The sequence below is a fragment of the Anaerotignum sp. genome (assembly GCF_045122575.1).
GTDB lineage: Bacteria > Bacillota > Clostridia > Lachnospirales > Anaerotignaceae > Anaerotignum_A.
The window spans coordinates 1-13,230 of sequence record NZ_JBGVHV010000102.1 but is presented as its reverse complement, the minus strand read 5'-3'; the positions used below and the strand labels follow the sequence as shown (position 1 = coordinate 13,230).

The 13,230-nt window shown below is 47.7% G+C and carries 16 protein-coding genes; 8 read left to right on the top strand and 8 right to left on the bottom strand.

What is annotated here, in order from left to right; translation table 11 throughout:
- Positions 1-291, bottom strand: a 291-nt coding sequence (locus ACJMLT_RS04510; protein ID WP_405727224.1) for a DJ-1/PfpI family protein, incomplete at its 3' end; no start/stop codon positions are given.
- A 121-nt stretch (positions 292-412) separates the two neighbouring features.
- Here ACJMLT_RS04510 and ACJMLT_RS04505 point away from each other — a divergent pair.
- From ACJMLT_RS04505 to ACJMLT_RS04485, 5 genes are all read left to right on the top strand, one after another.
- Positions 413-871 (top strand): GNAT family N-acetyltransferase, encoded by a 459-nt coding sequence (locus ACJMLT_RS04505; protein ID WP_405727221.1) that lies wholly within the window; start codon positions 413-415, stop codon positions 869-871.
- 12 nt (positions 872-883) lie between these two features.
- On the top strand, positions 884-1,342 hold the full coding sequence (locus ACJMLT_RS04500) for a CYTH domain-containing protein (protein ID WP_405727218.1): 459 nt from the start codon (positions 884-886) through the stop codon (positions 1,340-1,342).
- Positions 1,343-1,434: 92 nt separating this feature from the next.
- Positions 1,435-2,460 (top strand): hypothetical protein, encoded by a 1,026-nt coding sequence (locus ACJMLT_RS04495; protein ID WP_405727215.1) that lies wholly within the window; start codon positions 1,435-1,437, stop codon positions 2,458-2,460.
- Between the two features lie 68 nt (positions 2,461-2,528).
- Positions 2,529-3,164: a tRNA (guanosine(46)-N7)-methyltransferase TrmB gene (trmB, locus tag ACJMLT_RS04490; protein ID WP_405727212.1), complete on the top strand. Its 636-nt coding sequence runs from the start codon at positions 2,529-2,531 to the stop codon at positions 3,162-3,164.
- A 9-nt stretch (positions 3,165-3,173) separates the two neighbouring features.
- Positions 3,174-3,827, top strand: coding sequence for a Crp/Fnr family transcriptional regulator (locus tag ACJMLT_RS04485; protein WP_405727209.1), 654 nt, complete (start codon positions 3,174-3,176; stop codon positions 3,825-3,827).
- A gap of 136 nt (positions 3,828-3,963) precedes the next feature.
- Here ACJMLT_RS04485 and ACJMLT_RS04480 read toward each other — a convergent pair whose 3' ends face one another.
- The 5 genes from ACJMLT_RS04480 to ACJMLT_RS04460 all read right to left on the bottom strand — a co-directional run bounded on the left by ACJMLT_RS04480 (position 3,964) and on the right by ACJMLT_RS04460 (position 8,721).
- Positions 3,964-4,521 carry a DUF4364 family protein gene (locus ACJMLT_RS04480; protein ID WP_405727206.1) on the bottom strand — a complete coding sequence of 186 codons (558 nt, stop codon included), beginning with the start codon at positions 4,519-4,521 and terminating at the stop codon, positions 3,964-3,966.
- A 79-nt stretch (positions 4,522-4,600) separates the two neighbouring features.
- Positions 4,601-5,521: a TIGR01212 family radical SAM protein gene (locus tag ACJMLT_RS04475; RefSeq protein ID WP_405727203.1), complete on the bottom strand. Its 921-nt coding sequence runs from the start codon at positions 5,519-5,521 to the stop codon at positions 4,601-4,603.
- Between the two features lie 25 nt (positions 5,522-5,546).
- On the bottom strand, positions 5,547-5,942 hold the full coding sequence (locus tag ACJMLT_RS04470) for a hypothetical protein (protein ID WP_405727200.1): 396 nt from the start codon (positions 5,940-5,942) through the stop codon (positions 5,547-5,549).
- 68 nt (positions 5,943-6,010) lie between these two features.
- Positions 6,011-7,111: a pyridoxal phosphate-dependent aminotransferase gene (locus tag ACJMLT_RS04465; protein WP_405727197.1), complete on the bottom strand. Its 1,101-nt coding sequence runs from the start codon at positions 7,109-7,111 to the stop codon at positions 6,011-6,013.
- A gap of 23 nt (positions 7,112-7,134) precedes the next feature.
- Positions 7,135-8,721: a hypothetical protein gene (locus ACJMLT_RS04460; protein ID WP_405727194.1), complete on the bottom strand. Its 1,587-nt coding sequence runs from the start codon at positions 8,719-8,721 to the stop codon at positions 7,135-7,137.
- 277 nt (positions 8,722-8,998) lie between these two features.
- Between ACJMLT_RS04460 and ACJMLT_RS04455 the strand changes: the two genes are divergently transcribed.
- The 3 genes from ACJMLT_RS04455 (at position 8,999) to ACJMLT_RS04445 (ending at position 11,704) form a co-directional block, all read left to right on the top strand.
- The gene (locus tag ACJMLT_RS04455; protein ID WP_405727191.1) at positions 8,999-9,442 is read left to right on the top strand and encodes an ACT domain-containing protein; all 444 of its coding nucleotides are present in this window, start codon (positions 8,999-9,001) and stop codon (positions 9,440-9,442) included.
- Between the two features lie 81 nt (positions 9,443-9,523).
- The gene (gene thrB / locus ACJMLT_RS04450) at positions 9,524-10,426 is read left to right on the top strand and encodes a homoserine kinase (protein WP_405727188.1); all 903 of its coding nucleotides are present in this window, start codon (positions 9,524-9,526) and stop codon (positions 10,424-10,426) included.
- 15 nt (positions 10,427-10,441) lie between these two features.
- Complete coding sequence (locus ACJMLT_RS04445) at positions 10,442-11,704, top strand: aspartate kinase (RefSeq protein ID WP_405727185.1); 1,263 nt, start codon at positions 10,442-10,444, stop codon at positions 11,702-11,704.
- Between the two features lie 66 nt (positions 11,705-11,770).
- Here the strand turns inward: ACJMLT_RS04445 and ACJMLT_RS04440 are convergent, their stop codons facing one another.
- Together ACJMLT_RS04440 and ACJMLT_RS04435 are read right to left on the bottom strand one after the other, a co-directional pair.
- Positions 11,771-12,967 carry a DUF2812 domain-containing protein gene (locus tag ACJMLT_RS04440; RefSeq protein WP_405727182.1) on the bottom strand — a complete coding sequence of 399 codons (1,197 nt, stop codon included), beginning with the start codon at positions 12,965-12,967 and terminating at the stop codon, positions 11,771-11,773.
- Positions 12,968-12,980: 13 nt separating this feature from the next.
- Positions 12,981-13,230: hypothetical protein (locus tag ACJMLT_RS04435; protein WP_405727179.1), on the bottom strand; the 250-nt coding region annotated here is incomplete at its 5' end.

Here is a 13,230-nt window from a genome sequence, read left to right as displayed (position 1 = left end):
GTTGTTATACTGTTTTACCAAGAGCTCTGCCAGACCTTCGTGAGCCATCAGGTTTGTTGTGCCGGGCATACCGCCGGGCAGTACCAGCATATCTGCATCATCTTCGATCTCTTCGAACAGCAGATCTGCCATGTATGTGATGCCGTGGGCGCCTGTTACAGCCTTGTTGCCTGTGATGGAAACCAGTTTCACTTCTACAGCACCGGGATTGACACGGCGCAGCAGGTCAACGGGTGTTACGGCTTCCATTTCTTCAAAGCCTTCTGCCAGAAATACATATACTTTTTTCATAGGGGATCCCTCCTGATATTCTTATTTTGTCCTAATATTTTTATTTTACAGGAAAATTTGTGTTTTTTCAACCAAAGACATTTGCCTGTGGTATAATGAAAAAATACGGGAGGTGGCTGTGATGATTCGGAAAAGCGAAGAAAAAGACTGCAGGGCGGTCTATGATCTGATCTGCGATATGGAAAATAAACAGCTGCCCTATGAAATTTTTGAAAAGATTTATCAGAAGCAGCTGCAGAATCCCAATATGTATTGCCTGATCGATGAAGCGGATGGAAACGTAAGAGCCATGCTGAACCTTCGGTTTGAGGAACAGCTGCATCATTGCGAGTGTATCGCGGAAGTGATGGAGTTTGTCGTAAGCGCTGCATGCAGGAATCGGAAAGTGGGGCAGCGGATGTTTACAGAAGCAAAACGAACCGCATTGGAACATGGCTGCAGCCAGATTGAACTGGCAACGAATCAGCTGCGGAAGGATGCCCACAGATTTTATTTCAGAGAAGGTATGCACAATTTCCACTATAAACTTTCCCGACGTTTAATCGGGGAAGATAGCGGAGAAAATATATTAGGCAGATAAAAGGAGAACCCAATGGAAATAGAAAGAAAATTTTTAACGAAACAGATCCCTTTTGATATCACCGTATATCCCTTTAAGCAGATCTCTCAGGCATATATTTCTTTTTCCCCCACCATTCGTATTCGTCAGTCCGATGATGCGTATATCCTGACGGTGAAGGGGAAAGGTCATCTGGCCAGAGAAGAATTTGAACTGCCCCTGAAAAAAGAGGATTATGACAGACTGCTTTTGAAAACAGAAGGAACACCGGTGGTGAAGAAGCGTTATCTGGTGCCTGTGGGAGAATACACCGCAGAAGTGGATCTCTACGAAGGGAAACTGGAAGGCTTGATGACCACGGAGGTGGAATTTCCCTCTTTAGAAGCGGCGGAAAGTTTTGCTGCTCCTGAGTGGTTCGGGAAAGATGTCAGCGAGGAAAAAGCATATAAGAATACATCCCTGTCTTTGTATGGGATGCCGAAGGAAGTGTAAGAGAACCTCATCAGAGGTTCTTTTTTCTTTCTCCCGTTCATAGGCTGTAACGATGAAGTGATTCAAACAGACAAGCAGAACGGGGGAAGGGTATGTATAACAGACGATATGAAAAGGTATTCCTGATGCTCAGACAGGAAACGACGGGCTATGCTCTGGGCAAGCGTCCGCCTTGGGGCAGCTGTGTGATGGAACTGAAAAACGGCAAGGGCAGGCTGCACCTGACCATGCAGGGCTTGAAGCCTTTGCAGTACGATGTTTATGTGATGGCGGGGGAGGAAAGCATTTTCTGCGGGGAGGTTTTTCCGGAAAAGAAAGAAGGACGATGTGAACTGAAATGGGACTTTGATCCGGATGCCGTGGGAGATGGGAAACGGGCAGAAGAATTTCATACCGTCCTGCTTCTGGCGGAGGGAGGTTCTGCCCCTCTGACAGCTTATTTCAAAGAGAAGCGAAACTGGAAGAAGGATTTTGTGCCTGCGAAAAAAGAAACATCGCAGGAGGAGATCCTTCTGCAGGCAGCAGAGGCGGCGGTTCTGGAGAAGCATGCACCCACGATCAAAATGGAAAAAGAGGAGGAACCCAAAGACACAAATGCGAAAGTTGCAGAAGCCCAGAAGGATCGCTGCCAGGGCAGCGTACATGGCAGTTTTCAGGGGCTTTTGGCAAAATTTCGGAAGGAGCTGGAGGAACTGGAGGAAACGGGCGTTTTGAGCCATGAAGAAACGGAACAGATCCGCAAGATGAATCCTCCTCCTGCGGAGAGGGAGGAAAAAGAGGAGCATCTGCCTGTGGAACCGAAGGAGATGCTGTTTGCCTCCAATCGGGAATTGTCTCCTTTCGGAGATGGGGAATCGTGGAAATGCCTGTCTTTGGAGGAACTGACCCTGTTGTCTCAGATTCCGCTGAAGTGGCAGCGAGAGTTTTTCTTCCTGCTGCCCGATCGGAAATATCACCATCTGATCCTGCAGGAAAGGGAGGATGGGATCCATCTGGGGCTGCCCGGTCATTACAGAGAAGCCGATGCCGCAGATGCGGAAACCTTTGGCTTTGAAACCTTCCGCAGCGTGAACGGAGAGTGGGGATATTGGATCTGCTTTTTAAATCGGAACAGTTGAAAAAGCGTGCGTTTCCATGTATACTCAATATGTTGTTTTTGAAATTTCAGCATTGAAGGAGTATATATATGAGAGTAAGAAAAAGAGCGTGGGCTTCTCAGGAATTGCAGGAGAACAGCCTTGTCATCAATGATGCCCCCGAAAAGAAGGGCAAATGGAGAGAATATTTCGGCAACGACAATCCCATTTATGTAGAGATCGGCTGCGGCAAGGGCGGCTTCCTGCGTAAAAATGCGGAAACTTACCCCGATGTGAACTTTATCGGCATCGAAAGACAGGAAACAGTGGTAGCCATTGCGGCAAGACGTGCTGACGAAGAACTGCCGAATCTGGCTTTTGTATGGGATAATGCATCCAATCTGTCCGACCTGTTCGAGGTGGGCGAATTTCAGAGACTGTATTTGAACTTCAGCGATCCCTGGCCGAAAAAACGTACCTATAAACGCCGCCTGACTTACCGCGGGTTCCTGCAGGAATACCGCCGTGTCATGGGGGAAAATGCAGAAATTTTCTTCAAAACAGATAACAGAGGTCTGTTTGAATTTTCTCTGAATGAATTCTGTGCCGATGACTGGATGCTGTCCAATATCAGTCTGGATCTGCACAACAGCGATTACGAAGGCAATATCATGACAGAATACGAAGAAAAATTCTCTGCGCAGGGTGCGCCCATTTATCGTCTGGAAGCAAGAAACAGAAAGTAAGGGATCATCATGGAATTTCAGAATATTTTCCCTTTCTGGGAAGAGCTGAATGAAAGGGAGCGGACGCTGGTTTCCGGAGGCGTTCTTTCCCAGAAGATGAAAAAAGGCGATATCCTGCACCGGGGCTGCGGAGAATGCAGCGGCATCGTCCATGTGGCGCAGGGGCAGCTCAGAGTTTATATCGTTTCCGAAGAGGGCAGAGAAGTGACCCTGTATCGTCTCCATCAGGGGGAACTTTGCGTGCTTTCTGCTTCCTGTCTGATGGATGCCATCGTTTTTGATGTGCTGATCGAAGCCGTACAGGATTCGGAACTGGTGGTACTGCCTTCTCCCGTACTGAGTGATGTGATGCATGGGAATCCATTGGTGGAATTATCCCTGTATAAAAGAGTGGTGGAAAACTTCTCCGATGTGATGTGGACCATGCAGCAGATCCTGTTTATGGGGGCAGATAGGCGGGTGGCTCATTTCCTTTGGGATGAGATGGCAAAAACGGGAGATACGACCATCCATCTGACCCATGAAGAGGTGGCTCGCTTCATCGGCAGTGCCAGAGAAGTGGTAACGAAGGTATTGAAATATTTCGTGGAGGAAGGGACGGTGGCCCTTTCCCGCGGGAAAATTGAGATCATCGACAAGGAAAAACTGAGAAGCTATTTATAATGTGATTATGTCCCATGGGCTGTATGACCCAGAGCATCTGCAAGATCAAAGCAGGAAAATAAACGCAGACATAGACTTTTTCGCAATAAAAAAGACAGCGGGCAAATGCTTCGCTGTCATTTTTTATATGTAAGGGTTATTCTTCGGGCAGGTTGTCTTCCTTTGTGGCAAGGGAAGAAAGGAATTCCCGATAATACTGGTTTACGTTTTTCTTCCAGTTGCGGCAGATGTTCTGGGCCTGATTTTTGGAAACAACGGAAACGCTGATTTCCATCAAGGTTGCCCCGGTATCGTCGCAAAGGCCGCATTTTACCAGAAAATCACCATTCAGTTCGGGGAAATAATTGGCAGTCACGGCATATTCTGCGCGGATCCGTTTGCTGTTTTCCCGTACATAGGTGTTGATCTCGTTTTTGACATCATCGGAGATGCGGTTGATGAAGTAATTCATGACTTCTTCCCCGTCATCGGTCAGGGTGTAGCGGGTATGGTTCTGTTCCTGGGTCTTTTCCAGCCAGCCGGCAGTTTCCAGTTCGGAAAGATACTGTTGAATGGAAAAATAATCCATATAATTTTTTTCCAGCAGGAACTGGCAAATTTCACTATTGGAAAGAGAGATCCCCATTTTCTGCAACAGATGCAGGATGATGAGTTTATTTTCCGCCAGTTTTTTTGTGGAATACTGCATGGACATGGAAAGACCTCCTTTCGGTCAGATTTTGCTTTCATGCAATACAAATATTAGCACATTTTCTCTTTTCTTGTAAATAACATCAGTCAAATTTACAGGACATTCCTTGCTGAATCCTGTTTTCTTTCAGATATTTATGGATGGAATTGAGGACGTCCCGCTTTCTTAAACTCCAGAGAGGAGCCAGCAGAGTATTTTTGTCGCCGTCTCCCGTCAGGCGGTGGATGACGATATCCTTCCGCAGATGGGCAATGCAGTCGCCCACAAGGGAGATGTATTCCTCTTTGGTCAGGGGTGTATAATCGCCTTTTTGGTAAATTTCCGCCAGGTCGCTGTCGGCAAGGACATGCAAGAGCTGCAGCTTGATGCCCTGTACGGGCAGGCGGTTCACGCAGTCGATGGTGCGAAGGAGGGTTTCTCTGTTTTCTCCCGGCAGTCCCAGAATGACATGGACGATGACGGGGATCTGTCGTTCGGCCAGATCCATGACGGCTTTTTCAAAGACGGAGAGGGGATAGCCACGGCGGATGCGCTGGGCAGAAGCCTCGTCGGCAGTCTGCAGCCCCAGTTCTACCCAGAGCTTTGTTTTTTGGTTCAGTTCTTCCAGATAATCCAGTACATCCTCGGGCAGGCAGTCGCTTCTGGTGGCAATGGAGATGCCCTCCACGCCGTCGCAGGTCAGGGCTTCTTCGTATTTTCGGCGCAGTTCCTTCACTGGGGCGTAGGTGTTGGTAAAGGCCTGAAAATAGGCGATATAAGCAGGGTCTTTCCATTTTTCGGCGGTCTGGGCTTTGCCCCGTTCTACCTGTTCCCGAATGGAAAGGGAGGCGTTTTCCGCAAAATCACCGCTGCCCCCTGCGCTGCAGAACAGACAGCCCCTTGTGCCGCATCTGCCGTCTCGGTTGGGGCAGGTAAAGCCCCCGTCCAGAGAGATTTTTGCGGTTTTTCTGCCGAAAATTTCACGGTAGTATTCGTTTAAATTTCTGTAGGGTTTGTTGTCCACGGAAAACACCTCCTTTTATATCAGTTTATATCTGTACGTTTTTTTGCCTCAGTTTTTCGCAGAGTTCCGTCAGGGCGCGCCACTGCTGCTCGTCCTTTGCCGTCTGATGTACCAGCAGAAGAAAATCTGCTTTGCTGCTTTCCAGAAAGTTGCGGGTGCGCTCTGTTTTTGGTTCTTTGCAGGCGGAAAGGAAGAGAGAGAAGCTTTCCTCCGTTACGGCCAGAGGAATGCAGGTCTCTATTTTTTTCAGGATCCCGCCGATGGTATCTCCGTCACAGGGCTGTTTTGCCAGATGATGATAGAGAGCGCGGCTGCCCAGAAAAATCACATTCGGCGCAGGAAAGAGATCCTGTTCTGTCAGAGTATTTCGCAATAGAGATAAATAGCCGCAAAGATCTTTGCGGCTGATGGTCTGATTCATAAGATCACCTCAAAACGAGAGTCGTTCTGAGATAATATGTGCAGTTTCCCATTCCTTACGATAGCAGTTTATTCCTCTACGATGGATTTCAGTTCTGCCAGCAGAGCGGCATTGTTTTCGGGAGAAAGGATGCAGAAACGCAGGAAGGATTCATCCAGAAATGTGAAGGAAGAAGCATCGCGGATGAGCATTTTTTTCTGGATGCATGCTTCGAACAGATCATGGGCAGTTACCTTGTCTGTTTTCAGTTTCAGCAGGATGAAGTTGGCTTCGGAAGGGAACGCAGTGATGTTTTTCCATGTGGAAAGTTCACGGAAGGCTTTTCTTCTTTCTTCGGAAACCAGTTTCTGGGTCTTTTTATGGAATTCAAAATCCGTAAAGATATGCTGACCGATGAAATCTGCCAGAGAATTTACGCTCCAAGGGTCGGAATTTGTTTTGAAACGATCCAGAAAGGCCTGATTGGAGCTGATGCCGTAGCCCAGACGGATGCCGGGAGCCGCAAAGAATTTGGATGTACCGCGGATGACGAAAAGATTATCGAATTCCGCCACCAGAGGGATGGAGCAGATTTCCGGCAGGATATCGGAAAATTCGATATAGGTTTCGTCGATCATCACGGATGCACCGATTTTTTTGCAGTGTTCCAGAATGATACGCATTTCTTCCACACGGATGGCTGTGCCAGTAGGGTTGTTGGGGTTGCAGGCAATGAACATGCCGATATCCGGTGTCAGGGCTTCCAGAAGAGCCTGCAGATTCAGACGGAAATTTTCTTCCTCTTTCAGAGGGAAATAAGTGAATTCGCCGCCGTTCAGCGTTACTTCTCTTTCATATTCGGAATAGGCGGGACCCATGATAACGGAGTGTTCCGCGTTGATGGTCTGGATGAATGTGGAGATCAGCTCTGTGGAGCCGTTGCCCACGACAATGTGGGAAGCATCTGCCCCTGTGTATGCGCCGATGGCCTTTTTCAGAGCCTTATATTTTTTGTCGGGATAGGTGCAGATCAGATGCAGGTTATCCTTCAGGGCCTCTTCTGCTGTTTTGGGAAAGCCCAGAGGGTTGATGTTGCCGCTGAAGTCGATGATCTCTTCTTTGGGGATGCCGTAGTTGCGCTGGATGGCATCCAGATCGCCGCCATGGGCATGGTTCAGGTTCTTTGTCATGGGAGTACCTTCTTTCGATCTATTTAAAACATTTCGTCGATTTTTTCCATTTCGACGATTTTTTCGCTTTGATTGGTGATACGGGGATACAGGATATAGGGATTTCCCTTTCCTTTATCGATGATCTCCAGAATGAGGCCGTTCCCCTTTCCCTGTGTGGGGAAAAGCAGGAGCCTGCTGCCGATCTGTAAAGGCAGATCCTGCAGGTCTTTGCCGTTGGCCTTGTTCAGAGAACGCTTGGAGCCTCTGGCGGAAAATTCCATGGGGAAGCCGTTCTGATCGGGAACGGAAAGGAGATAATCCGCACCTTCTTCCATGCAGAAGGCTGCACAGAGGTCTTTGCAGAGAACGTTCACATCCATATCCTGTCCTACTTCTAGGATCTTCCAGAGTTCAGTATCCTTCATCTGGGTGACTTTGATGGAAAGCACATCGGGAACGATCTCCATCAGAAACATTCTTTCCTGTATGCGCAGGTCGTTTTCCTGCTGTACTGCAGCCACCAGCTGTTCATAGGGCAGAGTGGTGGGCATTTTCTGTCGGTCGATGCCTTCTTTTTCCGGATCGGCGAAAAGAGCTTTGCCGATTTTTGTCAGACTATAATAGGTAGGCGGTGTGAAAAGTTCTGCCCCCAGATTATGCTGCATCAGAACCAGCGCCGCCAGATTATTTACCAGCGAATAGAAGCGCATGGGCGTGAAGGCGATGGGACGGATGAAGCGGAAAAACACGCTCATGGGAGTCAGGAACCATTTATCCAGCATGATCCCTGTAAAAAGGAAGGAAGATACGATGGATTTTTCCTCTGCCGTCAGTTTTTCGGGCGAAATCTGCCAGATCCGCTCGATGTCCACATCTACTCTCTTATAGAAGTCAATGAAGATTTTATCTATTTCCTGATGATTTCGCAGGAGCAGATAGAAAAAGTCGGATGTGGCAATGCCGTCTTCCAGTTCCATGGTATAGGAAAAGCGTTCCGCTGTCAGCATGCAGGCGGTTTCTGCCAGCTGAAACAGGATATCTGCGGTGGACTGGGCAAAGAAACTTTCACAGGCAGAGGCCGGACGTACCCTCCGGGTATGGATGGAAGGCATGGATACCAGCAGCCCGTGGAGCCACGCCAGACGGGTCAGATATTCCAGATAGAAGGCAGAGTTTGTGCTCAGTTTTTCCTGAAGGAGCTTCTGATCTTCCTCCAGAAGCAGGCCGTTTCCGTCGGTGGCGCGATCAGGGGTGCAGAAATCGATGAGGGTCTGCAGATCTTCTACCAGTGGGTGTGCCTCTGTGGAATAGCACATCAGGCTGAAACTGTACTCGGAAACAAATTCCTCATCGGTCTGTTCTTCCGCGGGTTTTGTCTTCATTACATAGGCATATTCAGTTGTATCGCCAGCTTCATCCCTGAAATCCAGATCCAGGATATTGGCAGGAGAAAGGATGGTTTCGTTGGCCAGTGCCGTGTAATACCATTTGCCGAAGGCCAGAGGGGCAATATCCAGCAAAGGGCGGCGGCAGGGCGCATCCATTTTCTGACGCATGTTTTCGTATCCGTTCAGAAACAGACCCAGCAAAGGGGCATGTTTCGGTTTTACGGGTCTTACCGTTTTCATAAAAATTCTCCTTATTATGCAGCCTGAAAACTGCAAATACATCTTATTTATTCTAGCAGAAAACTTTCCCAATGGAAACCGAAAAGCGAAAAAAAGAGGGTTTCTCCGTGAAATCCGCTAAAAAAAGATGGAAAAAAGCAGATTTTCTCTAAAGAATGACAAAAATTTGTCTACGGTGGACATTTTTTATATTTGTACTTGCATTGCGGTTGATTTTATGATATATTCCTTGTGTCGAAAACAAATGTTTTTATAAGGCAAACAGGAGGGGCTCCCCATGAGAGAAGATAAAAATTATTATATCGTAGATAAAACCGTGCTTCCTGAAATCTTCCTGAAGGTAATGGAAGTAAAAAATCTGCTGGAAAGTAAAAAAGAAAAGACCGTGCAGGATGCCGTAAATAAGGTTGGCATCAGCCGCAGTGCTTTCTATAAATATCGTGATGCAGTTCATCCTTTGTACGAAAACACAAGAGGAAAAACGGTAACTGTGTCTTTGAATCTGGATCATACACCCGGTCTTCTGTCTTCTGTGCTGAACGGCGTGGCAGATGAAGGTGCAAATATCCTGACCATCAACCAGACCATCCCCATCAACGGGATCGCGAACGTAACACTCTGCATTGAAACAAACGAAATGCAGGGAGAATTCAGCCATCTGGTTAATCGTATCGAAGGGCTGCAGGGCGTGCAGTCTTTAAAAATCATTGCAAGAGAATAAAAGGGGAAATAAAAGCGGACTGCGGTACGGCATTGCAGCAGGAGGCAGGTCTGCTTTTATGATAAATTAGGAGGGAACAAAATGATACACATTCGCGTTCCGGCCACATCTGCAAATATGGGGCCCGGATTTGACAGCATCGGCATCGCAGTAGAACTTTATAACCACATCTGGGTGGAAGAACAGACCGAAGGTCTGACCATCGAAGTGAAGCGTGAACAGGCGATCACCGTTCCCACCGACGAGAAAAATCTGATCTACAAAACCATGAAGTATTTCTATGACCAGAAAGGGCTGAAAATGCCAGGGGTACGCATCGTGCAGGAAGACTATATCCCCATGGTAAGAGGGCTGGGCAGTTCTGCTGCCTGCATCGTAGGGGGACTTTTTGCAGCCAATGCGCTGGCGGGAAATATTTGTGATAAAGATGAACTGGCACAGATGGCAGCCCAGCTGGAAGGCCATCCCGATAACTCCAATCCTGCCATTTACGGCAGCATGGTAGTTGGCGCACAGGATGCAGAAAAGATGAATCATGTGCGTTTGGAGTTGCCAGATGATTTGATTTTTGCTACAATGGTTCCTGATTTCCCGGTTTCCACCGCTGATGCAAGAGGGGTGCTCCCTGATAGCTATACCAGAAAAGATATGGTATTCAACGCATCCCGTGCAGCACTGCTGGTGGCGTCTATGATGACGGGAAAATATGAGAACTTTGACATGGCCATGGAGGATTGTGTGCATCAGCCTTACCGCGCGCAGCTCATCCCCGGCATGCATGAAATTTTTAAACACGCCAAGGAATTTGGTGCCGTTGCCAGCTATCTGAGCGGCGCAGGGTCTACCCTGATGGCAATGGTAACAAAGGATAAGGCGGAGGAATTCGAAAGAAAAATGTCCGTATACTTAGGCACACTGGAACATAACTGGGATTTGAATCTGCTGAAAGCAGATATGCAGGGTGTGCTGGTAGAGACAGAATAACAGGAGGAATGGACAATGTTGATCGTGCAGAAATACGGCGGCAGTTCCGTCGCAGATGCAGAAAGAGTGCTCAATGTTGCAAAACGCATCATGAGAACAAGAATGGAAGGACATGACGTGGTAGTTGTGTTGTCTGCACAGGGCAAAACAACGGATGGTCTGATCGCGAAGGCGAAAGAGATCAATCATAAACCCAGCCGCAGAGAAATGGATATGCTGTTATCCACAGGGGAACAGCAGTCTGTAGCATTGATGGCCATGGCGATCAGTGCCATCGGCGGCAGAGCGGTATCTCTGAATGCTGCGCAGGTTGGGATCGAAACCACAAATACATACAGCAATGCCCGCATCCGTACCATCAATACGGAACGAATCGAAAACGAACTGGATGAAGGCAGCATCGTTCTGGTAACAGGTTTCCAGGGCGTAAATGCCATTGGTGATACGACAACACTGGGCCGCGGCGGTTCTGATACTTCTGCAGTGGCACTGGCAGCGGCACTGAATGCAGATATCTGCGAAATTTATACAGACGTAGACGGCGTTTACACAGCAGACCCTCGTGTAGTGCCCGATGCAGTCAAACTGGATGAAATCAGCTACGACGAAATGCTGGAACTGGCATCTCTGGGTGCAAAAGTTCTGCATCACCGTTCTGTGGAAGTAGCGAAAAAATACAATGTGAAACTGGTGGTACGTTCCAGCATGTCCGAAGCGGAAGGTACTGAAGTTAAGGAGGAAACAAAGATGGAAAGAATGCTGGTTAGCGGCGTTGCAGCGGATAAAAAAGTTTCTCGTATTTCTGTTATGGGCATCAAGGATGAACCCGGTAAAGCCTTTGAAGTGTTCTCCCTGATGGCAAAAGAAAAAGTAAGTGTTGATATCATCCTGCAGTCTACAGGTGCAGACGGCAGACAGAATATCTCCTTCACTATTGGCGAAGATGATCTGGATATCGCACTGAAAGCTCTGGAAAAGAACAAAGCACGCCTGACAGCACAGGAAATCGTACACGACGAAAACACAGCAAAACTGTCTATCGTTGGTGCAGGTATGGCAACAAACCCCGGTGTTGCGGCAATGTTCTTCGAAGCAATGTATGATGCCGGTGTAAACATTCAGATGATCTCCACATCCGAAATCAAGATCACTGTTCTGATTGCGAAAGATGACGTGGATGTAGCCATGAAAGCAGTTCATGATAAATTCAAAATGGCTTCCGTAAACCTGAGAATCGAAGGCGAAAAGGATTCTGAAAAAGAAGCAGAAAACGAATAATCTTTGCTGAAAAAAGAATGAAAAAAGACACTGTATCAGAAAAGTCCTGATGCAGTGTCTTTTTTGTTATTCCGAAAGAAAGGGCCAAGGATTTTCTTCTTCCAGAAAAGCGGCAAATCGTTCGGCATAGGGCAGGGGATTTCCTGTGCCGTGGTGCTGGATACAGAGGGTCTTATTTCCTTCCCGCAAAAAGAAATACACGCCTTCAGATGTCTCGTATGCCTGCATTTCATCCATGCTAAAGGCAGAAACCGAAACGGGAACGGCATCTTCCGGAAGAAGCTCCTTTATGCGGTCCTGATAGAGGGGTTCTGCCAGAAAAGGAAGCGAAACCTCGATGTAATGCATCCAGAGATAAGAGGGCTCTTTGTTGTTTCGCAGGGGCTCCGCTTCATCCTGCCGGAGGATAAATTGTTTCGGTGCCAGCAGGGAGCGATCCTCGGAGTAGAGATAATCGTCCTCTTCGGGGAAGTCGGCGGGGTCGCTGTAATTAATGGGATAGACAGGCGGCAGCCCTTCGATCTCCTCCAGCGTAACAAAAGGAATGTGTCCCTGTTGCGCCATTGCTTCTTCCACAGAGGTATAGGTCGCTATGGTCATAGTGTAAAATATCATGACGCATAGACAGAGAAAGACGCCCAGATGGCAATAGCCGCTGTGGAGTTTTCTTCTGATTCTGACTTCAGGGAAACTGCCGTTTCGCAAAGCTTTCATCTGCTTGCGGATCTGCAGAAAGGGCAGCAGCCGCCCGAAGAAAAATAGCAAGATCAGCAGGAAATCTGCCAGAAAGAAGGGGATCAGGTTTTGCGATACAATCGCAGTCAGGGTAAAGACACCGCTGCGCAGGGTCGCTCCGTTGGCAAAGAGGATATAGAGCATCAGCAGTATGCAGGTGAAAAAGCCGTTGCTGACTCTTTTTTCAATTTTTTCAAAGGCAAGGGATTGCACGATGGGGTCAGTATGCAGTTCCGCAGGTTTTTCCGTAACAGTAGCAAAAATATGATATAAGCCGCTCATACAGGAGAGATATTCCCAGCCAAAGGCACTGTAACTTTCCAGCAATTCCGCAGAGGGAATGGCATCCTGTCCTGTGATAACTTCCAGATGGTATTTCGTTTTCTGGGGTTCCCTTTTGGAAAATACCGCAAAGATCCAGTTGGCGGAATCAAGAAACAGCCCTTTTTCGCTTTGGGCGGAAAACCATTCCGCTAAAGCGGGGGCTTCATAGATGGAATATGGCATGAGCCGTATGGTTTTTTTCATCTTATCTCCCTCCTTAAAGCTGGTCTTTGACGTAGGCAACGTCGGTCAGAGCAAAAATTTCAGGCAGATGGGTCAGAATATCGTCCTGACCGTAATAGAAAAATGCCATGACCTGATCGTCCTTGCGGAAGAGGATTTTCTTGCTGCCGTTTTCTCCGTAAACAACGCCCTCGTCAATCCTTTCATCATAAATAGGGGCAAATCCTGTTTCATCGTAAATATGCCATTTTACCATGGCATCATAGAAAGGCTTTGCCAGAAAT

Coding starts and splice junctions, on each gene's coding strand:
- ACJMLT_RS04455 (WP_405727191.1), top strand. CDS start 8,999: ATGAGAGAAGATAAAAATTATTATATCGTAGATAAAACCGTGCTTCCT.
- ACJMLT_RS04485 (WP_405727209.1), top strand. CDS start 3,174: ATGGAATTTCAGAATATTTTCCCTTTCTGGGAAGAGCTGAATGAAAGG.
- ACJMLT_RS04470 (WP_405727200.1), bottom strand. CDS start 5,942: ATGAATCAGACCATCAGCCGCAAAGATCTTTGCGGCTATTTATCTCTA.
- ACJMLT_RS04440 (WP_405727182.1), bottom strand. CDS start 12,967: ATGAAAAAAACCATACGGCTCATGCCATATTCCATCTATGAAGCCCCC.
- ACJMLT_RS04505 (WP_405727221.1), top strand. CDS start 413: ATGATTCGGAAAAGCGAAGAAAAAGACTGCAGGGCGGTCTATGATCTG.
- ACJMLT_RS04465 (WP_405727197.1), bottom strand. CDS start 7,111: ATGACAAAGAACCTGAACCATGCCCATGGCGGCGATCTGGATGCCATC.
- trmB (WP_405727212.1), top strand. CDS start 2,529: ATGAGAGTAAGAAAAAGAGCGTGGGCTTCTCAGGAATTGCAGGAGAAC.
- ACJMLT_RS04495 (WP_405727215.1), top strand. CDS start 1,435: ATGTATAACAGACGATATGAAAAGGTATTCCTGATGCTCAGACAGGAA.
- ACJMLT_RS04445 (WP_405727185.1), top strand. CDS start 10,442: ATGTTGATCGTGCAGAAATACGGCGGCAGTTCCGTCGCAGATGCAGAA.
- ACJMLT_RS04480 (WP_405727206.1), bottom strand. CDS start 4,521: ATGTCCATGCAGTATTCCACAAAAAAACTGGCGGAAAATAAACTCATC.
- ACJMLT_RS04460 (WP_405727194.1), bottom strand. CDS start 8,721: ATGAAAACGGTAAGACCCGTAAAACCGAAACATGCCCCTTTGCTGGGT.
- ACJMLT_RS04500 (WP_405727218.1), top strand. CDS start 884: ATGGAAATAGAAAGAAAATTTTTAACGAAACAGATCCCTTTTGATATC.
- thrB (WP_405727188.1), top strand. CDS start 9,524: ATGATACACATTCGCGTTCCGGCCACATCTGCAAATATGGGGCCCGGA.